Origin of the sequence: Mesorhizobium sp. B4-1-3, from assembly GCF_006439355.1 — a bacterium.
Lineage (GTDB): Bacteria > Pseudomonadota > Alphaproteobacteria > Rhizobiales > Rhizobiaceae > Mesorhizobium.
The window spans coordinates 12,294-38,672 of the sequence record NZ_VFTG01000008.1 but is presented as its reverse complement, the minus strand read 5'-3'; the positions used below and the strand labels follow the sequence as shown (position 1 = coordinate 38,672).

At 64.8% G+C, this 26,379-nt stretch carries 29 protein-coding genes; 12 read left to right on the top strand and 17 right to left on the bottom strand.

The window, feature by feature from the left end; translation table 11 throughout:
• Positions 1–95 precede the first annotated feature (95 nt).
• Positions 96–494 (bottom strand): cupin domain-containing protein, encoded by a 399-nt coding sequence (locus FJW06_RS12860; protein ID WP_181178275.1) that lies wholly within the window; start codon positions 492–494, stop codon positions 96–98.
• 241 nt (positions 495–735) lie between these two features.
• Here FJW06_RS12860 and FJW06_RS12855 point away from each other — a divergent pair, with 241 nt between their 5' ends.
• The 3 genes from FJW06_RS12855 to FJW06_RS12845 all read left to right on the top strand — a co-directional run bounded on the left by FJW06_RS12855 (position 736) and on the right by FJW06_RS12845 (position 2,732).
• Positions 736–1,878 (top strand): LuxR C-terminal-related transcriptional regulator, encoded by a 1,143-nt coding sequence (locus tag FJW06_RS12855; protein ID WP_140752175.1) that lies wholly within the window; start codon positions 736–738, stop codon positions 1,876–1,878.
• 70 nt (positions 1,879–1,948) lie between these two features.
• Positions 1,949–2,356, top strand: a complete 408-nt coding sequence (locus FJW06_RS12850) for a DoxX family protein (RefSeq protein WP_140752173.1) — start codon at positions 1,949–1,951, stop codon at positions 2,354–2,356.
• 112 nt (positions 2,357–2,468) lie between these two features.
• Positions 2,469–2,732, top strand: coding sequence for a YMGG-like glycine zipper-containing protein (locus FJW06_RS12845; protein ID WP_140752171.1), 264 nt, complete (start codon positions 2,469–2,471; stop codon positions 2,730–2,732).
• Between the two features lie 67 nt (positions 2,733–2,799).
• Here FJW06_RS12845 and rpsP read toward each other — a convergent pair whose 3' ends face one another.
• The 6 genes from rpsP to FJW06_RS12815 form a co-directional block, all read right to left on the bottom strand.
• A complete protein-coding gene (rpsP, locus tag FJW06_RS12840; RefSeq protein ID WP_140752169.1) occupies positions 2,800–3,201 on the bottom strand; it encodes a 30S ribosomal protein S16 in 402 nt (133 codons plus the stop codon).
• A gap of 47 nt (positions 3,202–3,248) precedes the next feature.
• Positions 3,249–3,605 (bottom strand): chorismate mutase, encoded by a 357-nt coding sequence (locus FJW06_RS12835; RefSeq protein ID WP_140752167.1) that lies wholly within the window; start codon positions 3,603–3,605, stop codon positions 3,249–3,251.
• A gap of 7 nt (positions 3,606–3,612) precedes the next feature.
• A complete protein-coding gene (ffh, locus tag FJW06_RS12830; protein WP_140752165.1) occupies positions 3,613–5,205 on the bottom strand; it encodes a signal recognition particle protein in 1,593 nt (530 codons plus the stop codon).
• Between the two features lie 281 nt (positions 5,206–5,486).
• Entirely contained in the window at positions 5,487–6,437 is a 951-nt protein-coding gene (locus tag FJW06_RS12825) for a type II CAAX endopeptidase family protein (protein WP_140752163.1), read from the bottom strand.
• A gap of 137 nt (positions 6,438–6,574) precedes the next feature.
• Positions 6,575–7,180, bottom strand: coding sequence for a DUF1236 domain-containing protein (locus FJW06_RS12820; RefSeq protein WP_140752161.1), 606 nt, complete (start codon positions 7,178–7,180; stop codon positions 6,575–6,577).
• 86 nt (positions 7,181–7,266) lie between these two features.
• The gene (locus FJW06_RS12815; protein ID WP_140752159.1) at positions 7,267–8,346 is read right to left on the bottom strand and encodes a putative zinc-binding metallopeptidase; all 1,080 of its coding nucleotides are present in this window, start codon (positions 8,344–8,346) and stop codon (positions 7,267–7,269) included.
• A 306-nt stretch (positions 8,347–8,652) separates the two neighbouring features.
• Between FJW06_RS12815 and FJW06_RS12810 the strand changes: the two genes are divergently transcribed.
• The gene (locus FJW06_RS12810; protein ID WP_140752157.1) at positions 8,653–9,456 is read left to right on the top strand and encodes a lytic murein transglycosylase; all 804 of its coding nucleotides are present in this window, start codon (positions 8,653–8,655) and stop codon (positions 9,454–9,456) included.
• Positions 9,457–9,690: 234 nt separating this feature from the next.
• On the opposite strand, the gene FJW06_RS12805 is transcribed toward FJW06_RS12810, so the two are convergent.
• Entirely contained in the window at positions 9,691–10,911 is a 1,221-nt protein-coding gene (locus FJW06_RS12805) for an argininosuccinate synthase (RefSeq protein WP_140752155.1), read from the bottom strand.
• Between the two features lie 149 nt (positions 10,912–11,060).
• Here FJW06_RS12805 and FJW06_RS12800 point away from each other — a divergent pair, with 149 nt between their 5' ends.
• Positions 11,061–11,702: a LysE family translocator gene (locus FJW06_RS12800; protein WP_140752153.1), complete on the top strand. Its 642-nt coding sequence runs from the start codon at positions 11,061–11,063 to the stop codon at positions 11,700–11,702.
• A 22-nt stretch (positions 11,703–11,724) separates the two neighbouring features.
• Here FJW06_RS12800 and FJW06_RS12795 read toward each other — a convergent pair whose 3' ends face one another.
• The 3 genes from FJW06_RS12795 to FJW06_RS12785 all read right to left on the bottom strand — a co-directional run bounded on the left by FJW06_RS12795 (position 11,725) and on the right by FJW06_RS12785 (position 14,966).
• Entirely contained in the window at positions 11,725–12,192 is a 468-nt protein-coding gene (locus tag FJW06_RS12795; protein WP_140752151.1) for a hypothetical protein, read from the bottom strand.
• Entirely contained in the window at positions 12,189–13,421 is a 1,233-nt protein-coding gene (rlmN, locus tag FJW06_RS12790) for a 23S rRNA (adenine(2503)-C(2))-methyltransferase RlmN (RefSeq protein ID WP_140752149.1), read from the bottom strand. The genes FJW06_RS12795 and rlmN overlap by 4 nt, the downstream gene beginning before the upstream one ends.
• Positions 13,422–13,523: 102 nt before the next feature.
• Positions 13,524–14,966: a DHA2 family efflux MFS transporter permease subunit gene (locus FJW06_RS12785; protein ID WP_246674601.1), complete on the bottom strand. Its 1,443-nt coding sequence runs from the start codon at positions 14,964–14,966 to the stop codon at positions 13,524–13,526.
• A gap of 318 nt (positions 14,967–15,284) precedes the next feature.
• On the opposite strand from FJW06_RS12785, the gene FJW06_RS12780 reads away from it, so the two are divergent.
• Both FJW06_RS12780 and FJW06_RS12775 read left to right on the top strand, forming a co-directional pair.
• Entirely contained in the window at positions 15,285–15,584 is a 300-nt protein-coding gene (locus FJW06_RS12780) for a hypothetical protein (protein ID WP_140752147.1), read from the top strand.
• Between the two features lie 178 nt (positions 15,585–15,762).
• Positions 15,763–17,109 (top strand): chloride channel protein, encoded by a 1,347-nt coding sequence (locus tag FJW06_RS12775; protein WP_140752145.1) that lies wholly within the window; start codon positions 15,763–15,765, stop codon positions 17,107–17,109.
• A 64-nt stretch (positions 17,110–17,173) separates the two neighbouring features.
• Here the strand turns inward: FJW06_RS12775 and FJW06_RS12770 are convergent, their stop codons facing one another.
• The 3 genes from FJW06_RS12770 to FJW06_RS12760 form a co-directional block, all read right to left on the bottom strand.
• On the bottom strand, positions 17,174–17,680 hold the full coding sequence (locus FJW06_RS12770; protein WP_140752143.1) for an invasion associated locus B family protein: 507 nt from the start codon (positions 17,678–17,680) through the stop codon (positions 17,174–17,176).
• Positions 17,681–17,938: 258 nt separating this feature from the next.
• Positions 17,939–18,301, bottom strand: a complete 363-nt coding sequence (locus tag FJW06_RS12765) for a YkvA family protein (RefSeq protein ID WP_140752141.1) — start codon at positions 18,299–18,301, stop codon at positions 17,939–17,941.
• A 289-nt stretch (positions 18,302–18,590) separates the two neighbouring features.
• Positions 18,591–18,884 (bottom strand): 4a-hydroxytetrahydrobiopterin dehydratase, encoded by a 294-nt coding sequence (locus tag FJW06_RS12760; RefSeq protein WP_140752139.1) that lies wholly within the window; start codon positions 18,882–18,884, stop codon positions 18,591–18,593.
• Positions 18,885–18,988: 104 nt separating this feature from the next.
• On the opposite strand from FJW06_RS12760, the gene FJW06_RS12755 reads away from it, so the two are divergent.
• On the top strand, positions 18,989–19,498 hold the full coding sequence (locus FJW06_RS12755) for a low molecular weight protein-tyrosine-phosphatase (RefSeq protein WP_140752137.1): 510 nt from the start codon (positions 18,989–18,991) through the stop codon (positions 19,496–19,498).
• Here the strand turns inward: FJW06_RS12755 and thpR are convergent.
• On the bottom strand, positions 19,405–19,998 hold the full coding sequence (thpR, locus tag FJW06_RS12750; protein WP_140752135.1) for an RNA 2',3'-cyclic phosphodiesterase: 594 nt from the start codon (positions 19,996–19,998) through the stop codon (positions 19,405–19,407). The genes FJW06_RS12755 and thpR overlap by 94 nt on opposite strands.
• Positions 19,999–20,116: 118 nt before the next feature.
• Entirely contained in the window at positions 20,117–20,761 is a 645-nt protein-coding gene (locus FJW06_RS12745) for an arylesterase (RefSeq protein WP_140752133.1), read from the bottom strand.
• A gap of 81 nt (positions 20,762–20,842) precedes the next feature.
• On the opposite strand from FJW06_RS12745, the gene FJW06_RS12740 reads away from it, so the two are divergent.
• From FJW06_RS12740 to FJW06_RS12725, 4 genes are all read left to right on the top strand, one after another.
• A complete protein-coding gene (locus FJW06_RS12740) occupies positions 20,843–21,541 on the top strand; it encodes an ABC transporter ATP-binding protein (RefSeq protein WP_140752131.1) in 699 nt (232 codons plus the stop codon).
• Positions 21,541–24,081 carry an ABC transporter permease gene (locus tag FJW06_RS12735; protein WP_140752129.1) on the top strand — a complete coding sequence of 847 codons (2,541 nt, stop codon included), beginning with the start codon at positions 21,541–21,543 and terminating at the stop codon, positions 24,079–24,081. The genes FJW06_RS12740 and FJW06_RS12735 overlap by 1 nt, the downstream gene beginning before the upstream one ends.
• A 240-nt stretch (positions 24,082–24,321) precedes the next feature.
• A complete protein-coding gene (locus FJW06_RS12730; RefSeq protein ID WP_041003072.1) occupies positions 24,322–25,062 on the top strand; it encodes a Bax inhibitor-1/YccA family protein in 741 nt (246 codons plus the stop codon).
• Positions 25,063–25,177: 115 nt separating this feature from the next.
• Positions 25,178–25,753: a GNAT family N-acetyltransferase gene (locus tag FJW06_RS12725; protein ID WP_140752127.1), complete on the top strand. Its 576-nt coding sequence runs from the start codon at positions 25,178–25,180 to the stop codon at positions 25,751–25,753.
• A gap of 80 nt (positions 25,754–25,833) precedes the next feature.
• On the opposite strand, the gene FJW06_RS12720 is transcribed toward FJW06_RS12725, so the two are convergent.
• A complete protein-coding gene (locus FJW06_RS12720) occupies positions 25,834–26,220 on the bottom strand; it encodes a DUF2794 domain-containing protein (RefSeq protein ID WP_140752125.1) in 387 nt (128 codons plus the stop codon).
• Positions 26,221–26,379 lie beyond the last annotated feature (159 nt).

Genomic DNA, 26,379 nt, shown 5'->3' with positions numbered 1-26,379 from the left:
GGACGCATGGCTACGGCGAAGGCGCCGAGCTCAACCGCTTATACCTTTCCTGGAAATTGCTTAAAGGAGGACGTCCCGGAACATGTTCCTGGCCCTCAGGCTGGATCAGCTGCCGTTTGCGGGTGTCCCAAGGGTGGTCCGGTAATTTCCATGTCGAACTCGGTCGCAATCGCCTTGATTGCGGCCACGTCTCGCGGAATCTCCAGTCCCTGCGCGGCAACCGCCGGGAAAAAGCCTTCGAGACCCCCCGGGGACAGAATGGCGATCCATCGAGCACGCTCGACGACGACGAAGGTGTGCTCGACGCCAGCGGGAATGTGGAAGATTTCTCCGGCGCTGCGTTCGCAGGCTTCCCCGGCACGCCAGAAGCGCAGCCGCCCTTGGAGAACGACGAAGACTTCGTCGGATTTGGGGTGGCGATGGCGCGGCGGTCCGTCGCCCGGGCCAGCATCGGATGCAAATGCCCCGAGCTTCCCGCCGGTCTCGCGCGCCATCAGCAGCGTTTCGTAATGCGTACCATTCCAGTCGGTTTGAGTACCAGGTGCTGCCCGCGTTTGCATCTTTCACCACATGTGGTTGATGTGAAGCTTGATGGCGTCACGATAGCTACACACTGGCCTCAGGCGATCGCCTCGTATGAACATATGAGATGCGGCGGGGAATGGTTGTCAGTGAAGCCGGCTTCCGGCAAACTGCAAATCCCTTCAGGCGAGGGAGCGGTGACATCCGGCACACATGCACGACTTCGACGGCATGGTGGGGCAGATCTACGATGCGGCGGTCGAACCCGGCCGCTGGCCGCAGGTTCTCGAGACGCTGTCCGATTTCCTCGAAGGCGCCGCCACCAAGCTCACGTTCCAGAACACAAGGACGTTGCGAAGCGAAGCGAATTCGGTGCGCATGCCTCCCGAGGCGGACCTCACCTATGCGCGGTACTACTACAAGACCAATGTGTTCCTGCCGCGCATCGCCAGGCTGCGCGCCGGCACACTGATCCCGATCTGGGACCTCCTGCCGCGCGAGGTCTACCGGCGCTCCGAATTCTATAACGACTTCTGCCGGCCCGGCGACATGTGCCACTCGATCGGAGTCGTGCTGGCCAACGAGCCGGACACGCGCGTCGTGTTCACCTGCGGACGCGCCGAGACGACAGGAGAGTTCGAGCCCGAGCACCTCGACCGGTTGCGCCGTATCGGGCCGCATCTGGTCCGCGCGGCGAGCGTGGGATTGCGCCTATCGCGTTCGGAGATCGCCAGGAGTGCCAATGTCGAGGCGCTCGATCGCGTCGCCCAAGGCGTGCTGATCGTGGCGGCAAGCGGCGAGGTCCTGTTCGCCAACCGGACGGCCGAAGCGCTGCTCACTGAAGCCGACGGAATCAGGATGGAGAAATCGGCGCTGCGCGCAGCCAGGCGCGCGGATGCCGCACAATTCCAGCGGTTGATCGCCACGGCCGCGGAACGGTCGGACACCGCGGGCGGCGTGATGGCGCTCGCGCGGCCGCCGCCGCGACGGTCGCTGAGCGTGCTGGTGGCGCCGCTGAAGATCGAGTCGTCCTGGTTCGTGGCCGGCCGGCCCGCCGCGATCGTGTTCGTGGCCGATCCGGACAGCGCGCCGCGGACCGTGCAGGGCCAGTTGCGCAAACTCTATCGGCTGACCCCGGCAGAGGCGGCCGTGGCCATAGCGATCGCCCGCGGCGAAGGTCTGCAGGCGGCCGCAGACGAGCTCGGCATCAGCCTGACCACCGCGCGCACCCACCTGCAGCACGTGTTCGAGAAGACCGAGACGCGGCGGCAGGCGGAGCTGGTGCGCCTCATCGCGGCGAGTGGCGTTTACGAGCGGTTGACGGAACCTGCGCCGGAAAGAATCCGGACCCTGTAGGATCGCGGTCCCATTGCGAGTCCTTGGTTCGACCTCAGCAAAGGGATCGAACCATCAGGAGGAAACATCCATGAGCATTTCCGAAACTGCGCCGGCTTCCAAAGGCGCCCTATGGCTCGGGCGCGCGCTCAGCGCCGTCGTGGTCCTGTTCATGATCTTCGACGGCGTCATCAAGCTGCCGCCGCTCGATATCGTCACCCAGACGATGACCGAGCTCGGCTGGCCGGGCGATGCCAATGTCGCGCGTCTGATCGGCGTCATCGGGCTGGTCTCGACCGCCCTCTATGCCATCCCGCGCACCTCCGTGCTCGGCGCCATCCTGCTCACCGCCTATATGGGCGGCGCGATTTCGACGCATGTGCGGATCGGCAATCCGCTCTTCTCGCACACGCTGTTCGGCGTCTATCTCGGCGTTGTCCTGTGGGGCGGGCTCTATCTGCGCGACCCGAGGGTACGCGCGCTGATCCCGTTCAGCTGATAGATCTGGCCAGGCGCAGCCCGTAATTTTGGTTCTTCTTGGATCAAATTAGCCGTCTGTGAGTTTATGCGATGGCGGCGAGGACGGCGATCCGCGTGAGAGAGGAACGATTATGAAGAAAGCAATTACCATCCTGGTGCTGACGATGGCCTTGGGCGCCTGCTCGCAGACCGAAAAAGGTGCGGCGATCGGCGGCCTGGGCGGCGCGGCGGTCGGCGCGGCCGTCGCGGGTAATCCGGTCCAAGGCGCGGTGGTAGGGGGCGCCGTTGGCGCGGTCGCCGGCGCATTGATCGGCCATGCCAGCGAGGCCGGCCAGTGCCGCTACCGCGACCGTTACGGGCGCGTCTACGTGGCCCGCTGTCCGTCCGGCTATTGAGGCAACAAGCGAACCAAAAGAAAACGGCGGGCCCATGCCCGCCGTTTTTGTAAGCGAAAGGCCGTGGTTACTCGGCGGTGGCGGCTCCAGCCTCGGCCGGCGCGGCGGTCGCGGCTGCTGCTGCCGCAGCGGCGTCTTCCTGGGCTTTCTTCAGAAGCGCGGCGCGTTCCTGCGCCTTCTTGCCGGGCAGGGCCTTTGTCGGGTTCGAGCGGGTTTCGCGCTTGGCAAGACCGGCTTCGTCGAGGAAGCGCAGCACGCGGTCGGTCGGCTGAGCGCCGTGCGACAGCCAGTGCTTGACGCGCTCGGCGTCAACCTTGACGCGCTCGCCGTCCTTCGGCAGCAGCGGGTTCCAGGAACCCAGCGACTCGATGAAACGGCCGTCGCGCGGCGAACGGGCGTCGGCAACGACGACGTGGTAGTAAGGACGCTTCTTCGAGCCCGCGCGGGCCAGTCTGATCTTCAGTGCCATTCTTTTCTCCTAAAAGCTCTGATTTCGTTGATCTGGTTTGCGGCTATTCAGCCGGTTTTTGCAGCGCCGTTATTGGCGGCGTCTTTAGTAGCGCCGCTGCTCGAAGCGGCGATCTGTTCGTGATGCCGGATCACCTCGCGGATGACGAAGTTCAGGAACTTCTCCGCGAAATCCGGATCGAGGTTCGCATCCTTCGCCAGCTGGCGAAGGCGGGCGATTTGCTGCTGCTCGCGCGACGGGTCGGCGGGCGGCAGGCCATGCTCGGCCTTGAGCACGCCGACCGCCTTGGTGCAGCGGAAGCGTTCGGCCAGCATATGGATGAGGGCGGCGTCGATGTTGTCGATCGAGGCGCGGTAGCCGGCCAGGATGGCGCGTGCGTCGGCCATGTCTTTCTCCTCGTTCATCGCCCCCTCACTTCTTCTTACCGAGGCCGGGCAGCCCGCCGCCGCCCAGTCCGGGAAGACCTGGAAGCTTCATGCCGCCGGGCAGGCCCGGCAGCCCGCCGCCGCTGGGAAGTCCGCCGGGCAAGCCGCCCGGCAGGCCCTTGCCGAGACCGGCGGCCTGCGCCTGCTTCTGCAGGGCCTCGAGCTGCTTGGGGTCCATCTTCGAAAGGTCCGGCATGCCGCCGCCCGGCATCATGCCGCCAAGGCCCATCTTGGAGGCGAGGCCGCCCATCATGCCGCGCATGAGGCCGCCGCCTTTGCCCTTGCCGCCCATCGCCTTCATCATGTCGGCCATGCCGCGATGCATCTTCAAGAGCTTGTTGATCTCGGCCGCATCGGTGCCTGAGCCGGCGGCGATGCGCTTCTTGCGCGAGTGCTTCAGGATATCGGGGTTGGCGCGCTCGGCCTTGGTCATCGAGGAGATGATGGCGAGCTGCCGGCGGAACATCTTGTCGTCGAAGCCGGCGGCGGCAAGCTGGTCCTTCATCTTGCCCATGCCGGGCATCATGCCCATGATGCCGCCCATGCCGCCCATCTTCGACATCTGCTGAAGCTGCTGGGCGAGGTCGTTCAGGTCGAACTTGCCCGACTGCATCTTCCTGGCCATCGCTGCCGCCTGCTCGGCGTCAATGGTCTCGGCGGCCTTCTCGACGAGCGAGACGATGTCGCCCATGCCGAGGATGCGGTCGGCGATGCGCTTGGGATGGAATTCCTCCAGCCCGTCCATCTTTTCGCCGGTGCCGATGAGCTTGATCGGCTTGCCGGTGACGGCGCGCATGGAAAGCGCCGCGCCGCCGCGGCCGTCGCCGTCCATGCGGGTGAGCACCAGGCCGGTGATGCCGACACGTTCGTCGAAGCTTTTCGCCAGATTGACGGCGTCCTGGCCGGTCAGCGAGTCGGCGACCAGCAGGATCTCGTGCGGGCTCGACACCTTCTTGATATCGGCCATCTCGACCATTAGCGGTTCGTCGATATGGGTGCGGCCGGCGGTGTCGAGGATGACGACGTCATGGCCGCCGAGCCTCGCGGCCTGCACGGCGCGCTTGGCGATGTCGACCGGGCTCTGGCCGGCGATGATCGGCAACGTTGCGACCTTGGTCTGCTCGCCGAGCTGGCGCAACTGCTCCTGCGCGGCCGGCCGCCGCGTGTCGAGCGAGGCCATCAGGACCTTCTTGTTCTGCCGCTCGGTCAGCCGCTTGGCGATCTTCGCCGAGGTGGTGGTCTTGCCGGAGCCCTGCAGGCCGACCATCATGACGACGACGGGCGCCGGCGCGTTGAGGTCGATGGCGACGCCCTCGGCGCCCAGCATGTCGACCAGCTCGTCATGGACGATCTTGACGACCATCTGCCCGGGCTTGATCGACTTCAGCACCGCGGCGCCGACCGCCTTCTCGCGCACCTTGTCCGTGAAGGAGCGCACCACTTCCAACGCGACGTCGGCCTCGAGCAGCGCACGGCGCACTTCGCGCAGAGCCGCCGAGACATCCGCCTCGGACAATGCGCCGCGACCGGTCAGGCCGTTCAGGATGGAGCCAAGACGCTCCTGGAGGGATTCAAACATCTGCGGTCCTTGATCTCGGTTCGGGTCGAACCGAGAGGTAGTGCGTTCGCGCCGGGTCGCCAAGCAAAAGCGCAAAGCCCAAAAGCACCCGGGGGCGCATCGCGCTGCCGGGTGTTGGCCTCCGGGATCTCTTTACAGCACTGGCCTCGAAGAGGCTTCGGCGTCCTGGTCGGCTTTCGCGAAGGATACGTCGCGGAAATTCAGCGGCTCTAGACAGGAAATCGGCCGCAGAGTCAAGGCTGAGGCTGGAATTCGGGCCAAAACGCCGCGATCCGGCAGGTTCAGCCCAGGCTTTGCCTGTTCGTCGCCACCTTGAGCGGCGAGCGGGGGTGCAAAAGCAAGAGCATGGTCAAAAGCGTGCTGACGATGCCGATGGCGGCGATGAGCACGGCGTCCAGCCCGCTCCAGCCGGGGCCTTCGAGCGGCTTGGCGTTGAGCAGGGCAAAGCCATTATAGCCCTCCTGGTGCGAGATCAGCAGGAAGCCGGTCAGGTTGTTGGCGAGATGGGCGCCGAACCCGGCGCCGAGATTGCCGGTGACATAGACGAGCAGCGTAAGCAGCAGCGCAAAGGTGCCGATCGAGATGAAGACGCTAGCGTTGATGGCAAAAGTCGAGGCCGTATTCCAGTGCAGCGAGGTGAACAGCAGGCCCGGCAGCAGCGCCCAGATCCACGGGCTCCTGAAGCGATAGGCGAGGCCGCGCAGCAGATAGCCGCGAAACAGCATTTCCTCCGATGAGGTCTGCAGGAAAGCGAGCAGCACGATCGGGATGAGGAAGAGCAGCCAGGACGAGAACGCGATCAGTCCGCGCGCGATCTCCGGCTGCAGCCAATAGAGCAGGACTTCGGAGAAGAGCGAGGTGATCAGCACCGCGACCAGGCCCTTGAGGAAATCCAGACCGGCGATATGACGGGTGACGCCGAAGAGCGCGGACATCGGCTCGCCGTGAAGGAAGCGCATCGCCGTCCACAGGCCGATCCAGATGCCGGCAAAGGACGTCAGGGCGCTCAAGATTCCGGCCGGCGATGCCAGGAAATCCTGCATGTACTGTCCGGTCGAGGGGCCGGGCAGGTGCCAGACGATGTAGATATAAGTGCCGGCAAACAGCACCAGCGCCGTCACCGCCATCCAGAAGGCGACGACGATCGCCGTGCCGAGGAACAGCCGCGGCAAACTGGTCTTTTCGTTCGGCGAGCGGCGATAGCCCTCGAAGGCGGCATTGTCGATCGTCACGCGGCTCCCCTGCCGAAGGCCTTCCACCACATCGGTCTAGGAGATCGCAGTTACCACGCTATTACCGACCGCACCGCCATGAAAGCAAGAGCGGCCGCCATGGCTGGCGGCCGCTCTTCTCACGGCGATCAGGCCGATCAGCGCATCACATAGACGATGCGCCGCGTACCCGGATCGACCAGTGCCGGCTGGTTGTTCACATAGACGTAGCGATACCGGTAATCGGGGATCTCGCGCAGCTCGACCGTGTCGGGCAGCGTGGCGCCGGTCACCACCTCGCCGTCGAGATAGACCGGGTCGACCCGATGCGTGGCGACATAGGTGCCGACCTCGGCCAGCGGCCTGCCGATCGAGTCGATGGCGTCGTCGTTGGAAACGATGGCGCCGGTGTAGGTGTCGGTCGTGTAGATGTTGTCGGTCGGTGGCGCCACGACGGCGATCTCGGCATTGGCCGGGCGGCGGGTCACGACGACGCGGCTGCCGCCGAAATCGCCCGTCACATAGTCGGAATAGACCCAGCCCTTGCCATCGGCTTCGGCGATCGTGCACCATTTGCTGCCTTCGATGCAGCCATTAAGCGTGGCCGACTGCCCTGCCGCCAGCACGCCGATAACCGGATATTGCGGCCCGGGGCCAGCGCGAACGTTCAAGTCGGTCACCGCCTCTACGGGAGTGTCGGCGAAAGCTGCGCCCGAGATCGTGAGCAGCGCACAGGCCAGAGCCGGAAACAACACGCGTGTCATGGTTCTTCTCTCCGTTTTCAACGCTCCCTCGGGATCGGAAACGAAACAAAGGCTTATGCGTTCCGGCTAAAGTGCTTTGCGCCCGCTCACGAATTGTTCCAGGCTTTTTTCGGCGCGCCTGTCAAAAGATCGTGAACGAATGCGAGTTTGCGCGCCGCCACCTCGGAGATCACGAAGGGATAAAGATCCGGCAGACCCATGCAGCGGTTGATCGAGTTGGATGCCTCCGACAATACCAGCCAGCGTGCCAGGATCCTTTCAAACGGCTCCGGAGCCAGGTCGGGATCGGCCGGCGCCGGCTGCGCGCGGCCACCGGTGTCGCCGCGGGGGATGGTATCGGCACCCACGGTCTCCAGCCGGCCCAGCGGAAAATTCAGCGCATGGACCATTTCCAGCGTGTCGGCGATGTGAAGATGATGCGCCCAGGTCTCGGCCCAATCCTCCCAGGGATGGGACGCGGCATAGGCGGAGATGTGGCGTTGCTGCCAATCCGGCGGCGCGCCATTGGCGTAGTATGCCTTCAAGGCTTGCTCATAATCGGCCTGCTCGTCGCCGAAGAGCGCGCGGAAGGCTGAAAGGCGAGCGGGATCGTCGCGGATCAGCCGATCCCAATAATAATGGCCGAGCTCGTGACGGAAATGGCCGAGCAAGGTGCGATAGTTCTCGCCCATCTCGACGCGACGTCTTTCGCGTTCGGCGGAATCGGCCTCGGCAACATTGAGGGTGATCAAGCCGTTGTCATGGCCGGTCAGGATGCGCTCACCACCCGGACCGGCGCCGATCGGGTCGGCGAGAAAGTCGAAAGCAAGGCCGATCTCGTCCTTGGCGTCGGCCTTGGGAACGACCGGCAGGCCAAAGGCGAGCAGGGAATAGACGGCCCGCTTCTTTGCCGCTTCGACCCGGATCCAGCGCCGACGGTTGCCGTCGATGGAAAGGTCGGGAATGACCTGGTTGAGGGCGCAGGCGCGGCAGAAAGTCCGGCCAGTCTCGGCCCGCCAGTTGCAGGCGCATTCATCGGCATTGCCGCATGGCAAGACGCCGTCTCTGCCGCTGAGCACGAAGTTCGCTCGCTCGGGATCATAGAGCACCAGGCTGGAACAGTTCAGACACTGGGCATTCTCGAAATAAAGGCGGTGGCCGCAATTGGGGCAGTCGAACAGCTTCATGCGTGATCAGCCTGCAGGAACGTGGAGGTGAACCCGGGCTCTAACGCCTGCCGTCATCCGGCGTTCCGGTGCTATTCGCCGCGCGGAGCGCCTTTGCCGCGGCCAGCCCCGCCGAACCGGCACCAATGACCAGACGTCAATGTCTTTTCATGAGGCAAGACCGCCACACCTGACGACCGATCGCAGCGGGATTGCCTTTCTTTCGCCTGTGTCGGGTGCCACGTCCCCGGCGAGGGCGGTGACAACCGGGCGTTTCGCTGGCAAATTCGCAACCGGGACGTGATTCAAGGCAACCAGGAGAAGGACATGGCATTTTTTGCCAAAGGAAGGATTTTCGCGGCCGCGACGGCGGTGATAGCGACGCTCGCGCTGGCGGCGGGCGCCGAGGCGGCTCCGAGCTGTGGTAAGAACGGCGCCGGCTTCGACGCCTGGAAACAGGACTTTGCCGCCGAGGCCAGAGCCGAGGGTGTGGGCCAGCGGGGTCTGTCGGCGCTGGCGGGTGCTACCTACGCCACAAGGACGATCGCCGCCGACCGCGCCATCCACAAGGCTTTCAGTGGCTCCGTGGAGGCGTTCATGAAGCGCCGCGGCGCTTCCGCCATCATTTCGCGGGGCCGTGCGCTGAAGAAAGCAAACGCGGCGATGTTCGCCAATATCGAGCGGACCTATGGCGTGCCGCCGGGCGTGCTGCTCGCCATCTGGGGCATGGAGACCGGCTTCGGCGCCTCGATGGGCAACCAGAACACGGTGTCGGCCATCCTGACGCTCGCTTATGACTGCCGCCGCCCCGACTACTTCACTCCGCATGCCATCGCGGCGTTGAAGCTCGTCGATCGCGGCGCGCTGAGCGCTTCCTCGGTCGGCGCCATGCATGGCGAGATCGGCCACACTCAGTTCCTGCCCGGAAACGTGCTGAAATACGGCGTCGGTAGCGGCAATTTGCGCGACCGCAACACGGCGCTCGCCTCGACCGCCAATTTCCTCAAGGCTCATGGCTGGCATGCCGGCGCGAGCTACGAGGCCAATATGGGCGCGATTGCCGGCTGGAACTCGGCCAGCGTCTACCAGCAGGCCATCGCTCGTATCGCCGAGGCAATCGACGCGGATTGATACGGAATCTCTATTCAGCAGAATGGCCCGGCCTTGCGCCGGGCTTTTTTGTGGACTTGGAGATTGGCGAAAGCCGGGAAAGTGGGAATCTTCCCCTTGAGAAGGAGATGTCGCCGACGGCGACAGGCAGCAGCGTATTCTTCGTCATTCTAGGGTCTGCGCGCGTCGCTTCGCTCCTTGCTCCGCCCTAGAATGACGAAGGGACAGCACTCCCCTTGCACGGAATCAGCAGCTTCAGCGACGGTTCCTTGCTGCCAGCGTTCGCAGCCGCAATCCGTTGAGGCGAATAAAGCCCTCGGCGTCCTTCTGGTCGTAGGCGCCGCGGTCGTCCTCGAAGGTGACGAGCGCATCGGAATAGAGCGTCTTCTTCGACTTGCGGCCGGTGACGATGACATTGCCCTTGTAGAGCTTCAGCCGCACCGTGCCTTCGACGTCTTCCTGGCTCTTGTCGATCATCGCCTGCAGCATGACGCGCTCGGGCGAGAACCAGAAGCCGTTGTAGATGAGCTCGGCATAGCGCGGCATGAACTCGTCCTTGAGGTGGGCCGCACCCCGGTCGAGCGTGATCGATTCGATCGCGCGGTGGGCGGCGATCAGGATGGTGCCGCCAGGCGTCTCGTAGACGCCGCGCGACTTCATGCCGACGAAACGATTCTCGACAAGGTCGAGGCGGCCGATGCCGTTGTCGCGGCCGAGGTTGTTCAGCGCCGCCAGCATGGTGGCCGGCGACAGCTTCTTGCCGTTGAGCGCGACCGGATCGCCCTTCAGGAACTCTATCTCGATCTCGGTGACGACATCGGGCGCGTCCATCGGCGAGACGGTGCGCTGATGCACGAATTCCGGCGGCTCGCTCCACGGATCCTCCAGCACCTTGCCCTCGGAAGAGGAGTGCAGGAGGTTGGCGTCGACCGAGAAGGGCGCGTCGCCGCGCTTGTCCTTCGGCACAGGGATCTGATGCTGCTCTGCGAAGTTCAAGAGGTCGGTGCGCGACTTGAACGACCAGTCGCGCCACGGCGCGATGACCTTGATGTCGGGGTTGAGCGCGTAAGCCGACAATTCGAAGCGGACCTGGTCGTTGCCCTTGCCGGTGGCGCCATGCGCGATGGCGTCGGCGCCGGTTTCCTTGGCGATCTCGACCAGATGCTTGGAGATCAACGGCCGGGCGATCGAGGTGCCGAGCAGGTAGGTGCCCTCATAGACGGCATTGGCGCGGAACATCGGGAAGACGAAGTCGGCGACGAATTCCTCGCGCACGTCGACGATGCGGATGTCCTTGATGCCCATCATCTCGGCCTTGCGGCGCGCCGGCTCCAGCTCGCCGCCCTGGCCGAGATCGGCGGTGAAGGTGACGACCTCGGCGCCGAGCTCGGTCTGCAGCCACTTCAGGATGATGGAGGTGTCGAGGCCGCCGGAATAGGCGAGCACGACCTTGTTGATGTTCTTGATCTTGGACATTTTGCGGTTCCGCGGGAAAAGAGCTTCGCGGGCGAGGTATCACGGGGTTTCCAGGCGGCGCAAGAGATGAAGACGCGCAGGACGGCAGTTGCTGGCGAAACAGAAAAGCCTGCGCTATAGGGTCTGCGATCTATCTCGCAGGACCTCCCATGTCCTTCATTCCCGACACTTCGACCCTCATCCAGTTCGCCATCGCCACCGTCATCCTGGCGATCACGCCGGGGCCGGACATGACGATGTTCGTCTCGCGCACGCTGAGCCAGGGCCGCGCCACCGGCTTCGCCTCGATGGCCGGCGCGCTCTGCGGCACGCTGATCCACACCACGCTGGTGGTCGTCGGCATCTCGGCGCTGATCGTCGCTTCGCCGATGGCCTTCTTCGCCTTGAAGATCTTCGGCGCCGGCTATCTGGTGTTCCTGGCCTGGCAGGCGATCGCCAAGGGCTCGGCCTTCTCGCCGGAGAAGCGGACCGGGCCGCAAGTCTCCTTGTTCCGCAGCTGGGCGGCCGGGCTCGGCGTCAACCTGCTCAATCCGAAGATCATCCTGTTCTTCATGACCTTCCTGCCGCAATTCGTCTCCGCGCACGATCCGAACGCGTCCGGAAAACTGTTCTTCCTCGGCATGATGTTCATCGTGCTGTCGATCCCGGTGACGGCGCCGATGGTGCTGGCGGCGGAAAAATTCTCGGCAGCGATGAAGGCAAGCCCGCGCGTCACGCGGGTTGTCGACTACCTGTTCGGCGGCGTGTTCTCGGCCTTCGCGCTCAAGATCCTGACGGCGCAGGCGAAATAGACCTCCGACTTTCCAGGCGCAGTCAGGCTTCCGGATCCGGCAACGGCTCGCGGCGCCAGCTGCCGGCCCAGCGGCCGGCGGAGAGCCAGTAGAAGATGCCGCCGACCATGCCGCAGCCGATAACGGCCAATCTGGCGTTGGTCGCGGTGACGTCGAAATTGGCGTCGCCCACGCTATGCACGAAGCCGAGGAAGACGACGGCGATGACGGCGCCGCCCAGCGCGTAGAACAGCCAGTCGCGCCGGCCGAGTGCCTCGGCGATCAGGATGACGATCGCCGCCGGCATGAGGGCGAAATAGGCGACGAACAGCGCCACGAAAGGCACCGAGAAATAGAGCGAGGCCGTCGCCGCCGGCTCGGGATCGGCCGGCGTATAGCCGAGATGCGCCAGGACCAGGATGTTGAGGAAGGCGCTCGCCGCCAGCGAGGCGACGACATAGCCGACCAGGATGACGGCAAAGCGGACGAGATAAGCGATGAGGCGCCTCACGCCTCGCCGTGCCCCGCGATCATCATGGCTTCGAGCGCGAGGCGATCCACTTTGCGCATGCGCTCCGATTCCGACTTGAGCTGGCCGCAGGCGGCGAGGATATCGCGGCCGCGCGGCGTGCGGATCGGCGAAGCGTAGCCGGCATTGTTTATGTGGTCGGCAAACTTCTCGATCGTCTCCCAGTCCGAGCATTGGTAGTTGGTGCCGGGCCAGGGGTTGAACGGGATCAGGTTGATCTTGGCGGGAATGCCCTTCAAGAGCTTCACCAGCGCCTTGGCGTCGTCGAGCGAATCATTGACGTCCTTCAGCATCACATATTCGAAGGTGATGCGCCTGGCGTTGGAGAGGCCGGGATAGGCCTTGCAGGCGGCGATCAGCTCCTTCAGCGGGAACTTCTTGTTGATCGGCACCAAAAGGTCGCGCAGATCGTCATTGGTGGCGTGCAGCGAGATCGCCAGCATGACGCCGATCTCCTCGCCGGTGCGGGCGATCTCCGGCACCACGCCCGAGGTCGAGAGCGTGATGCGGCGCTTCGACAAGGAAAGTCCATCGCCGTCGGACGCGATCAGCAGCGCCTTCTTCACCGCCTCGAAATTATAGAGCGGCTCGCCCATGCCCATCATGACGATGTTGGACACTTTTCTGCCCTCGGCTGGCACGATGGCGCCGTCCGGCGTGTCGCGGTCGGGGAAGTCACCGAGCCGGTCGCGCGCGATCAGCAGCTGCGCTAGGATCTCTTCCGTCGTCAGGTTGCGCACCAGCTTCTGCGTGCCGGTGTGGCAGAAGGAGCAGGTCAGCGTGCAGCCAACCTGCGAGGAGATGCAGAGCGTGCCGCGGCCTTCCTCGGGGATGTAGACGGTCTCGATCTCGACGGGACGGCCGGCGCCGCGCGGCGGGAAGCGGAACAGCCATTTGCGCGTGCCGTCGGAGGAGATCTGCTCCTCGACGATCTCGGGCCGCGCGACGGTGAAATGCTTGTCGAGTTCGCCGCGCAATTCCTTGGAGATGTTGAACATATGCGCGAAGTCGGAGACGCCGCGCACATACATCCAGTGCCAGAGCTGCTGGGCGCGCATTTTCGCCTGGCGCTCCGGCACGATGCCGGCGCCGACAAGCGCCTCGCCGAGCTCGGCGCGGGTCAGGCCGATCAGCGACGGCTTCTCGGTGGGTGCTGCGCGGCGCAAGGCATCGCGGGCGCCTTCGGCGGTAAGGTCAAGCGAAACGGTCATGGTGGCGCCAATATAAGCGATTTGCGGCCGATTTCAGCATCGGCCGGACAGGAAGCGCGGCGCATAGCACAGCTTGGCGTCGGAGTCATGCGCTGGGCTGGTTCAAGGCCTAGCGGCTGTGGCGGCTTCCGTCTTCCGGCGATGGCCGCTGACCTGCTGGCCGTCTTCCGGGTGCAGAAAGAAGAATCCCGGAATGGCAAGCAGCGGGATCACCGCCGTCAGCAGGAACGCCCAATGGAACTGGTCCGCCGTCGGCGCGTGCGCCTCACCGGAGACGAGGCCGAGCACCATGGCGGCGATCGAGACGCCGAGCGAGACGCTGAGCTGCTGCAGGACACCGCCCAGGCTGGTGGCGCGGCTGAGCTTCTCCGCCGGCAGATCGGCATAGGAGAGCGTGTTGGACGACATGAACTGCGCCGAGCGGACGATGCCGAAGAAAAAGACATAAAGGCCGATCAGCCAATGCGGGGTGTCGGAGCCGAGCAAGGCAAAGCCAGCCACGGCAACGGAGCCGACCACCGCGCTGCCGCTCAGCACGGCCTTGAAGCCGAAGCGCCGCAGGAAGAACGACAAGAGCGGCCGCATCAGCAGGGCGCCGAAGCTGCCGACGAAAGTCAGCGAGCCCGACGTGACCGGGCTCATGCCGAAGCCGACCTGCAGCATCAGCGGCAACAGGAACGGCGCGCCGTTGAGGCCAATGCGGCAGAGCCCCCCGGCCAGTGTGCCGACCCAGAAGGAGCGGAAGCGGAACAGCGTGAGATCGACCGCGGGCGCGGCGACGCGGCGCGCATAGCGGCCGAAGGCGAAGAGCAGCAGAACCGATGCGGCCAGCACCAGCACGGTCGCCAGCGGCGAAATGACTGGCCTGCCGATATTCTCCAGGCCGAATTGCAGGAGTGCCGCGCCAGCGCCCACCATGAGGAAGCCGGCGAAGTCGAAAGGCTGCGCTTCCTCGCCGTGGAAATCGTCGACGAAGCGCAAGGCGGCGAAAATGCCGATGAGGCCGAACGGTACGTTGACGTAAAAAATCCAGCGCCAGGACGCATAGGTGGTCAACAGGCCGCCGAGCAGCGGCCCGATGACGGGACCGATGATCGCCGGCAAGGTCATATAGGTCATGGCGGTGATCAGGCCGCTGCGCGGAAAGGAACGCAGCAGGATCAGCCGCCCGACCGGCGTCATCATGGCGCCGCCCAGTCCCTGCAGCGCGCGCATGGCGAGCAACATGCCCACGCTGTCGGCCGCGCCGCATAGGACCGAGCCCAAGGTGAAGGTAAAGAGCGCCAGTGCGAAGATTTTTCGCGCGCCGAACCGGTCGGCGAACCAGCCGCTGACCGGGATGAACACGGCCAAGGTCAGGATGTAGGTGGTGATCGCCAGGTTGAGCCGGACGGGCGTTGTGTCGAGACTTTGAGCGATTGCGGGAATAGCGGTTGTGAGGATGGTGGAATCGAGCTGTTCCATCAGGAAGGCGATGGCGACGATTGCCGGGATGATCAGCTTCAGCCGCGGATCGCGCTCTGTCGCAAAGAGATGCTGTTCCAATTGTCCGCCAGTTCCGTCGCGCAGGAAGCGGTGGCCCGATGCAAGCCGTCCGCGATCACGCCGGCGTCGATGTCGTGCGGCCCAGCCGGCCCGGCTCCCCCCGCACCGGCCTGCTTTATGTCCCGACCGATGCGAAGCGATAGCGATTTCGACTGGCACAGAGGTCAACAAATTTTGACTTCACCCGAGCCAGGGGCGCGACGTAGCCGGCTACCGTCATGAAACCCAGATCACATATTCGTGTTGGCGTAACCATTCGAGCCGCTTCCGCGAACCTGAAAGGGGCGACCATGCCCCACAACAATGGGAGTTGTTCAGATGCACTCGACCAAGTTCGCACTTGTTGCCGGCCTCGCCGGTCTTTGCGCCTCGCAAGCCTTCGCCGAGGACACGATGGGCGCCATGACGATGATGAAGGGCGGCCAGGTCACTGCGATCATGCCGGACGGTCACATGGGCACCATGATGCCGGACGCCAAGATGAGCGCGGAAATGATGAAGATGGCCAAGCCGATCAAGCATTGCATGATGATGATCACCGACGCCAAGGGCAAAGCCTACATGATCGACACGTCGACCAAGAAGGCCCAGGCTGAATGTGAAAAAATGGCGATGTGACCTCGCGACCCTGTGTGCCGACCTTCCCGCCGGCCGGCACGCCGGCGGGTTATCCACTATCCGGCAACGTCTTCTTTAGCACCGCTCCTCGACCTCGCTGGCATGGCGCCGGGCTCGCCCTTGCGGGTTGATCGGCCCGGCGAGTGTGCTAGGGCGAGTGATCATCACGAGGACGGTCATGGCCGGCATATCGCGAAAATACCGCATGCTGCGGCGTTCACATGCCATGTGGGTGTCGCGGCGCGTCTGGCAACCGCGCCTCGTCTTCTGGGCCGGTGCCATATCGATCGGGCTGATCAGCGTCCTGTTCGCCCTGCTCGCCGACCGGGCGCAGGCCCTGTTCCATGTCATGACGGGCAATGACGGCGGCTGGCGCTTCTATCTGCCGCTTGTGGTGACGCCGCTCGGTTTCGTCTTCTGCGCCTGGCTGGCGCATTCCTTCTTCCCGGGATCGCAAGGCAGCGGCATTCCGCAGGCGATCGCGGCGCGGCATCTGCGCGACGAGGACGATCGCAGCCGCATCCTGTCGCTTAAGCTGGTGGTGGGCAAGATCGCGCTCACCATCGTCGGCCTCGCCTGCGGCGCCTCGATCGGCCGCGAGGGTCCGACCGTGCAGGTCGGCGCTTCGGTGATGCTGCAGGCGGCGCGCTGGGGCGGCATGGCGCAGGCGCGCGGCCTGATCCTGGCAGGATCCGCCGCAGGCATTGCCGCCGCCTTCAACACGCCGCTCGCCGGCATCGTCTTTGCCATCGAGGAAATGGGCCGCGCCTATGAGGCACGCACCAACGGACTGGTGCTGACGGCGGTGATTCTGGCCGGCCTCGCCTCGCTGGGTCTGCTCGGCAACTACACCTATTTCGGCGTCGCCAAGGACACGGTCGCCTTCGCCGCCGACTGGCCGCTGGTGCTCGCTTGCGGCATCATCGGCGGCGGTGTCGGCGCGCTGTTCTCGCTCTCGGCGCTGAAGGTCATGCGCCGCATCCGGCGCTGGAACGCGCTGCAGCCGCTGCCGCGCGCGCTGGTCGTGGCGGTCGTCTGCGGGCTCGCGGTGGCGGTGATCGGCGTGGCGTCCGGCGGGCTGACATTCGGCACCGGCTACGTGCAGGCGCGCGGCGCGATCGAAGGCACGCCGCTGCCGGCCTTTTTCTTCATCGAGAAATTCGCCGCCGGCCTCCTGTCGATGGTGTCGGGCATTCCGGGCGGCCTCTTCGCGCCGTCGCTGGCGGTTGGCGCCGGCCTTGGCAGCACGCTCGGCCTGGCCTTCGGCACGGCCACGGGAACCGCGGCGCTGCTCGGCATGGCCGGCTATTTCGCAGGCGTCGTGCAGGCGCCGATGACGGCCTTCGTCATCATCCTCGAAATGACCGGCAACCACGACAATGTTATCGCGCTGATGTGCGCGGCGATGCTCGGCTACGGCACGGCGAGGCTCATCTCCCACGAACCGCTCTACCATGCGCTGTCGCGCGTCTTCATCGCCGAGGCGATCCGGCGGCGCAGGGCGGAGGTCCCCGCACAGGGCTGAGCGCGCAAACAAAAGGCCGGACTTAATGTCCGCCCCCGTGTTCAAAATCGGATGCCGTTTCGGCTTACTTGCACTTGGCGATGGAGGCCAGCGCGGCCGAGATGCCCTTCAGCGAGAAGACGTAGGAGGTGGGGTTGCCGCGGCCGGACTTGGCCTGCACCTTCATGTCGGTGCCGGTCTTCATGGCGGCGATCAGCACCGGCTCTTCCGCCGCGTTCTCGACCCAGGCCGACTTGCCGCGGGTGAACATCGAGAAGGTCTTCTTGTCGATGGTGACGGTGGCCTTCGAGCCTTCCTGGAAATTGTAGCCGGCGATGAACTGCGGCTCGTAGGAGACCTGCTGGCCCGGCCGCTGGCTGACGAAGAAGAACATGTCGCCATGGTCGAGCGACGGAGGCTGCTTGTCGGTGGGCACAGTCAGCACATAGCAGACTTTGCCGGCCTTCGACTGATAGCTGTAGGTGCCCCAGGCATTGTGCTGGCCGATCTTGGTCGCCTGCTGCGCCACCGCCGGGGCAGCGAAAGCGGCCACCAGGACCAGGCTGGAAACTGTAGCAATCAATCCGCGCATCGTTCTTCCCGTATTCCAAGTGGTGCGGAGGCGGGCCGCGTGGCGTCCTGCCGTCGCTTCATTTTGATTTAATCAGGGTTACCAAACGGTGAATTGTCCTCGAAGATAAAGGAACTCACCCCAGGAAACCGCCACCATCCGCGCCGCCACTGTGGATTGAGGCTGGCGCGACGTCCCGGCGCGGAGTTGGAGGCCACGAAAACGGCAAGAGTTTGTCTTTTCGCTGCTGCTGATTTGCGGGCTACAAACGCGCCGCCGTCAGTTCCTGTCGGCCAGCGCGTCCCTGGCGGCCTGCCTGTGGGCGGGCGTGATATGGGCGCTGACGGCGGTGATCGCCGCGGTCAGCACGGCAAGGTCGTCGGTGTAGCCGAGGCCGACGACGAAATCGGGAATGAAATCGAACGGCAGGACGAAATAGCCGAGCGCGCCGAGCAGGGTGGCCTTGGCGCGCAGCGGCGTGTCCTTGTCCATCGCGCAGTAATAGGCGGCGACGACCTCATCCATGAACGGAATCTGCCGCGCCGCCTTCTTGGCGGTGCGCCAGAATTTCTCGCGGACCTCGCCTTCGCCGGCGAGCTTGTCGCCGAAGCCGAAGAAATCGAAACGGGGACCTTGCGTCATCAATTGCTCCTTGGCGGCCGCTCGCAACCCATGCGTGCCGACCCGCCGCGAAAGATGTGGTGAAAGCGGGGGGCTGCTGCAAGAGTTCGGGGATTGGTCGGCCAGGAAAATCGGACGCGGCAGGGCTGGTTCATAAGAAGCATCCTGGCTAACGCCATCGCCTGGCGATTGGCCGAGGCCTCCCTCCGCCCGTGGATGACGAAGTTCGCAGGCTTCGGCCAATCGCGAACGATTGCCGCTTCGCTCCTTGCTCCGCCCGGGAATGATGAAGTCACGAGGCCCTTCGCCCTCAGTGAAAATACCTATTCATCCGCTTTGCCAGCTCGATGTCGAGCGCCGTCACGCCGCCGGCGTCATGGGTGTTCAGCGTCACGTCGACGGTCTTGTAGACATTCGACCAATCGGGGTGGTGATCCATTTTCTCGGCGGCCAGCGCTACGCGCGTCATGAAGGCGAAGGCTTCGGAAAAATTCTTGAAGACGAAGCTGCGCTTGATCGAAGCGCCGTCGGAGGCGAGCGACCAGCCCTCGAGTTCCGACAGAGCGGCGGCGATCGCTTCCTTGCTGAGTTTTTCTCTCGTCATGATGATTTCCCGTGCTATCTCGAATTTGGCCCTCACCATAATGCAAGTCGCCCAAAGGTGCTTTGCGGTTTTGGGGTTCCAAATGCACAAACGGCGCATATCGCATGAGCGTAAAGCCCATAAATTCCGTTCTGTTCGTCTGCCTCGGCAACATCTGCCGCTCGCCGCTGGCCGAGGGCGTGTTTCGCGCGGTGCTCGCCGAGCACGGCAAAGGCCTTGTGATCGATTCGGCCGGGACCGGCGGCTGGCATGCCGGCCAAGAGCCGGACCGGCGCTCGATCGCGGTGGCCGCAAAGTATGGCGTCGACATTTCAGGACAGAGGGCGCGCAAGGTGCTGCCGGAGGATTTCTCGCGCTTCGACCTGATCCTCGGCATGGACCGGGCGAATGTGCGCGACCTCAAGGCGCTGGCGCCGCATACCCTGCGCGACCGGGTCCATCTCTATCTGGACTTCGCGACGGGGAAGGCCGTGGACGTGCCGGACCCCTATTATGACGGCGCCGAGGCCTTCGCCTCGGTCTACCGCATGATCCGCGAGGCGTCGGAGGCGCTGGCGAAGCGGCTCGATGCCATCGTTTCGCCGACCAGCGGCCAGGCTTCCTCGACGATGTAGGGGCCGCCGCCGACCGAATCGCGCGACGACATCAGCACGAAGCGGCCGACGCGGAAGGGCAACGCGGCGAAATTGCCGCGCGCCGAAAGATATTGCGCAACATCAAGCGGGCTCGCATTGCGTAAGCGCGCCAGCGTCACATGCGGCGAGAACTTGCGCGGATCGGCCGGCAGGCCGAGCCGCTGGCAGATGCGGTCGATCTCGCCCTGCAACGCCGTGAGATCCGGCGAGGCCGACACGCCGGCCCAAACCGCATGCGGCTTCTTGCCGCCGAAGGCGCCGACTCCGGAGAGCGTCATCTGGAAAGACGAGCGGTCGACCCTGTCGAGGGCGTTGGCGATCTCGTCTGCGACATGGCCCTCGACATCGCCGATGAAGCGCAGCGTCAGATGGTAGTTTTCGACATCGATCCAGCGCGCTCCGGGCAGCCCGCCCCGGAGCAGGGATAAGGAGAGAGCGGCGTCACGCGGAATTTCGAGGGCGGTGAAAAGACGTGGCATGTGAAGCCTCCTGTCCTCGAATCGAAACTCTCGGCCCTAGCGAACCATCGATATCAGCGCGGGGCAAGCGGTTTGTTGTCCACAAGGTTTCCCCAGCGGAAAGCGTGGCATTCCGGACTCATGACGGCCCCCCATTGTCGGCGATCGCCTTCTCGACCACGGGAAGGATGCGCTCCACCATGACGTCGACTCCCTTGGGATTGGGATGCAGGCCGTCTTCCAGTTGCAGGTCGGGCTGGCCGGCGACGCCGTCGAGAAAGAACGGATAGAGCGGGACGCCGTATTTTCTGGCGACCCGCGGATAGATGGCGTCGAAGGCCTTCTGGTAGTCGGCACCGAGATTGGGCGCGGCGCGCATGCCGGCGAGCAGCACCGGAATGTTGCGTTGCTTCAGCTTGCCGAGCATGGCGTCAAGGTTCTTCTCGGCAATCTCGGGCGAGACACCGCGCAGCATGTCGTTGGCGCCGAGCTCGAGGATCACCAGCCTGGTCCCGTCCGGCACCGACCAGTCGAGCCGCGCCAGCCCGCCGCTCGAGGTGTCGCCCGACACGCCGGCATTGGCGACGGTGACGTCGAGGCCCTTCGCTTTCAGGGCTGCCTGCAGCCTGTCGGTGAAGCCCTGGCCCGGGCCGAGGCTGTAGCCCGCCATCAGGCTGTCGCCGAAGCCGACGATGGTGAAGGTGTTGGCGCGCGCCGGCGAAATGGCGCCGCAAAGGGCGAGGAAAAGGATGAGGGCTGCGGCAAAACGGTGTTTGAATGCCATGCGGCGAGCCCCATATGACCGAAACAACCAGGGAAGGAGACACGGGCCGTCTCCTTTTTCCACATATAGGGCACTTTCATTGTGACAGAAGCCGTCATCGCGCTGAGGGACGTATCGCTGACGCTCGGCGAGGGCGCGTCCTCCGTCCATGTGCTGAAGGGCGTCAGCCTCGATGTGGCGGCCGGGCAAGCCACCGGCATCGTCGGCCCTTCGGGCTCGGGCAAGTCGACGCTGTTGATGGTTCTTGCCGGCCTGGAAAGGGTCGATTCGGGCACGGTCCGGATCGCCGGCGAATTGCTCAACGACAAAAGCGAGGATCAGATCGCTTCGTTTCGAGGGCGAAACATCGGCATCGTGTTCCAGTCCTTCCACCTCATCCCCAACATGACGGCGCTGGAGAATGTCGCGGTGCCGCTGGAGCTTGCCGGCCATGCCGATCCGTTCGGGGTGGCCGCGCGCGAGCTCGCGGCGGTCGGCCTGAGCGACCGCGTGACCCATTATCCGGGCGAGCTCTCCGGCGGCGAGCAGCAGCGCGTGGCGATCGCCCGGGCGCTGGCGCCGTCGCCGCGCATCCTCATCGCCGACGAGCCGACCGGCAATCTCGACCAGGCGACGGGAAAGCAGATCGCCGACCTTCTCTTCGCCAAGGCGGCCGAGCGCGGCATGACGCTGGTGCTGGTCACGCATGATCCGCTGCTTGCCGGGCGTTGCGCGCGCCAGATTTCGATGCGTTCGGGGCGGATCGAGGACGCGCCGACGCCTGCCAAGGTGCCGGCCTGATGCGGACATTGAAGCTCGCCATCCGTTTCTCGCTGCGCGAGATGCGTGGCGGCCTGTCGGGCTTCATGATCTTCCTGGCCTGCATCGCGCTCGGCGTTGCGGCCATCGGCGGCGTCAATTCGGTGGCGCAGGCGATCTCGGCCGGCATCGCCGATCAGGGCCAGACGCTGCTTGGCGGCGATTTGCGCTTCCAGGTCAACCAGCGTAGCGCTTCCGATGCCGAGCTCGGCTTCATCCGGAGCCTCGGGGCGGTGTCGCAGACGTCCGGCATGCGCTCGATGGCGCGGCTGGAGGACGGCTCCGATCAGGCGCTGGTCGAGGCCAAAGCCGTCGATGAGGCCTATCCGCTCTACGGCGCGCTGGAAACCGATCCGGCGCTGTCTAAGGAGCAGTTGTTCGGCGAAAGGTCCGGCGTGTTCGGCGCCGCCGCGCCCGACCTCTTGTTCGACCGGCTCAACCTCCATATCGGCGATCGGCTGAAGCTCGGCGGCGCCGTTTTCGAGCTGCGTGCCAGGCTGGTCGGCGAGCCGGACGCGGTGTCGGACGGTTTCGGCTTCGCGCCAAGGCTGATGATCTCCAGCCAGGGCCTCGCCGCATCCGGCCTGGTGCAGCCGGGCAGCCTGGTCGAGAACGCCTACAAGGTGAGGCTGCCGGATGGCACGTCGGAGGCGCGGATCAAGGATATCCAGGCCCAAGCGGCGAAGGATTTTCCGCAGGCCGGCTGGTCGATCCGTACGCGCAGCAACGCCGCCCCCGCGCTCTCCGCCAATATCGAGCGCTTCTCGCAATTCCTGACGCTCGTGGGACTAACGGCGCTGGTGGTCGGCGGCGTCGGCGTGGCGAATGCCGTGCGCGCCTATCTCGACGGCAAGCGCGGCGTCATCGCCACCTTCAAGAGCCTGGGCGCCTCGGGCGGCTTCGTCTTCACCGTCTATCTCGTGCAGATCCTTTTGATCGCGGGCCTAGGCATCGTGCTCGGGCTGATCCTCGGCGCCGCCATGCCCTTCGTGGCGAGCGCGGTTCTGCAATCGGTCATCCCGGTGCCAGCGCAAGGCGGCTTCTACGCGAGCGCGCTCGCCATGGCCGCGCTCTTCGGCCTGCTGGTGACGCTGGCCTTCGCGCTTTTGCCGCTCGGCCGCGCCCGCGACGTGCCGGCAACCGCGCTGTTCCGCGAAATGGGATTCGAGAGCCGCGGTCTGCCGCGCCTGCCTTATACGGGCGCGGCGCTGGCGATCGTCGCCTTGCTGGCGGCGCTGGCGATCCTCTCGGCCAGTGACTACCGCATCGCCTCGATCTTCGTCGGCGCCACGGTCTTTGCCTTCCTGGTGCTGCGACTGGTGGCGGTGCTGGTGCAATGGGCGGCGAAAAAGAGCCCGCGCGTGCGATCCGTTTCGCTGCGGCTGGCGCTCGGCAACATCCATCGTCCGGGCGCGCTGACGCCCTCGGTGGTGCTCTCGCTCGGCCTCGGACTGACGCTGCTGGTGACGCTGGCGCTCATCGACGGGAATCTCCGGCGACAAATCTCCGGCGGCCTGCCCGAACGGGCGCCGAATTTCTTCTTCGTCGATATCCAGAGCAGCGACGTCGACGCCTTCGCCAACCTTGTCGGCAAGGAGTCGCCACGGGGAACGCTGGTCAAGGTGCCGATGCTGCGCGGCCGCATCATGGCTCTCAACGGCGTCGACGTCGACAAGGTGAAGATCCCGGCCGACGGCGCCTGGGTGCTGCGCGGCGACCGCGGCCTGACTTATGACGCCAAGCAACCGGAAAATGCGACGCTGACCGAAGGTGCATGGTGGCCGCAGGATTATTCCGGCGAGCCGCTGGTCTCGTTCTCGGCCGAGGAGGGCAAGGCGCTCGGGCTGAAGCTCGGCGACAGCGTCACCGTCAACGTGCTCGGCCGCAATGTTACGGCGAAGATCGCCAATTTCCGCCAGGTGCAGTGGGAGACGATGGGCATCAACTTCGTCATGGTGTTCTCGCCCAACACCTTTGCCGGGGCGCCGCATGGCTGGCTGGCGACGCTGACCGACAGACAAGCCACCACGGCCGACGACGCAAGACTGCTCAACGCCGTCACCCGCGCCTTTCCGGCGGTGACGACGGTGCGGGTAAAAGATGCGCTCGACATCGTCAACCGGCTGGTGGCGCAATTGGGCACGGCGATCCGCGCCGCCGCCGGCGTGGCGCTGATCGCCTCGGTGCTGGTGCTCTCCGGCGCCTTGGCCGCCGGCAACCGGGCGCGCATCCACGACGCGGTGGTGCTGAAGACGCTCGGCGCGACGCGACGAACGCTGATTACCGCTTTCTCGCTGGAATATGTGCTGATCGGCCTTGCGACGGCGCTGTTCGCGCTCGCCGCCGGCGGCATCGCCGCCTGGTTCGTGGTCGCGCAAATCATGACGCTGCCATCGCATTTCATGCCGGAAGTGGCGGTGGCGACCATTGTTGTCTCGCTGACAGTGACCGTCGGCATCGGTCTTGCCGGCACATGGCGGGTGCTCGGCCACAAGGCAGCTCCGGAGCTGCGCAACCTTTGACGGAGGGACCCGACAGCCCGCCCGCCGGTTAAATCTTCGTAAGAATGGCGGCCAAAAGGCCCGAAAAGCAGGCTTTTGCCTTCTCACAAAGCGTTACGGCCCGTTACCGTCTTGTTCTTGACGCCGAGAACGCTCATATTTCGCGCTAGGCATGCTGGAGCTCCGCCAGCGGCGCCTGGTCCAGGGATCAATCCGAGCGGACCTGTCACCGGACGGGGCAGAAGCAACAGAGGATTTCCAATGGCTGATCCCATTCGCAACTACCAGACGTCCGCCGCCCCCGGCGCGCGCGTCGATATCGATCAGGGCCTCCGCGCCTATATGATCAAAGTCTACAACCTCATGGGGCTTGGCCTGCTGATCACCGGCCTTGCCGCTTGGGGCGCTTTCCATCTCGCCGTCACGGGCGACGGTCAGCTGACCGGTTTCGGCCAGCTCATCTATGCAAGCGCGTTCCGCTGGGTCGTCATCCTGGCGCCGCTCGCCGCCGTGATGTTCCTGTCGTTCCGCATCCAGTCGATGAGCGTGGCGGCGGCGCAGACCACATTCTGGGTCTATGCCGGCCTTGTCGGCCTGTCGCTGTCGACGATCTTCCTCGTCTACACCGGCACCAGCATCACCCAGACCTTCTTCGCCACGGCCGCGGCCTTCGGCGGTCTGTCGCTCTATGGCTATACGACCAGGCGCGACCTGTCGGCGTTCGGGTCGTTCCTGATCATGGGCGTGATCGGTCTGCTGATCGCGATGCTGATCAACATCTTCCTGCAATCGTCGGCGCTCGCCTTCGCCATCTCGGCGATCGGCGTGCTGGTCTTCGCGGGCCTCACCGCCTACGACACGCAGCGCATCAAGGAGATGTATTTCGAGGGTGACGTCGCCGATGTAGCCGGCCGCAAGGCGATCATGGGCGCGCTGCAGCTCTATCTCGACTTCATCAACCTGTTCATGTTCCTGCTGCAGTTCATGGGCGACCGCCGCTAAAGGCGTTTCCCGGTCCCGCTGGACCATCGAGTTGCGAAGGGCGGCCCAACGGCCGTCCTTTTCTTTTGGGCACCGCTCTGCTGTTATCGGGGCAGGAAAGTAAATTGCATAAACTATGAGCACTATTGCGATCAGACCCGCCACCGCGGCCGACCTTGACCGGATCACCGAAATCTATGCCGATGCGGTCATGCATGGCACGTCGAGCTATGAGCTGGAGCCGCCCAGCCGCGCCGAGATGGGCGACCGATTCGATGCTCTGGTGGCGGGCGGCTTTCCATATCTCGTGGCCGACAAGAACGGCGTCGTGCTCGGCTATGCCTATGCCGGACCGCTCCGGCCGCGCCCCGCCTACCGATTCGTCGTCGAGGATTCGGTTTATGTCGCGCCCGAGGCCAAGGGGCAGGGCGTGGGTTCGGCGCTAATGCAGGCCTTGATCGAGACGGCGCGCGCGGCGGGCTTCCGCCAGATCATCGCGGTGATCGGCGACGGCCATGCCGACAGCGCCTCGGTGCGACTGCACGAGAAGCTCGGCTTCCGCCATTCCGGGCGCCTGGAAGGCTCCGGCTACAAGCACGGGCGTTGGCTGGACACCGTGTTCATGCAGCTGTCGCTGAACGGCGGCGCGGCACTGCCGCCGGATCCGGATTCGCTGCCGGAGCGAAGGTTCCGGGGACTCAAGGGGAACTGAAGAACTGAAGAAGGGGCGCTCAGGGCCCGCGACTTTTCCTCAGTTCCTCAATTCTTCAGTTGTTTAGTTCTTCAATTCCCTCAGGCCTCGACGACCTTCAGCTTCGCATCGAACACGCCGAGCACGCGGCCGAGTTCCTGGCCGCGCTTGAGGATGCGGCCGCCGGCGGCGATCACGGCGAAAGCGCCTTGCCGGCGCGCCAGCTTCGGGTCCTTGACGATCTGGAACATCGGCACTTCGCTGGCCCGTCGGAAGACGGAAAAGACAGCGCGATCAGTGAGATGGTCGATCGCATAGTCGCGCCATTCATTGGCCGCCACCATGCGCCCGTAAAGCCTCAGGATCTGGTCGAGCTCGCGCCGGTCGAATCGCACCGGCTGGTCGAGGCGTGCGTTGCGCGCCTCGTGCAACGGGATCAATATTCCGGATGCTTCCCCATCCTCCGTCCCGCTGCTGTGATCGGTCATGCCTCGATCCTTCGATTGAATCATGCGCCGGCCAAGGTTCGCGCTTTCATGTCGGAATTGCAAGGGCGCGATGGAATTGCCGGCCGCCGTCGCGACGCAAGCGGTCGCGCGGTTTCCCAAACGTCCAGTCACGTTTGCGAAACACATGTTGGAATTGGT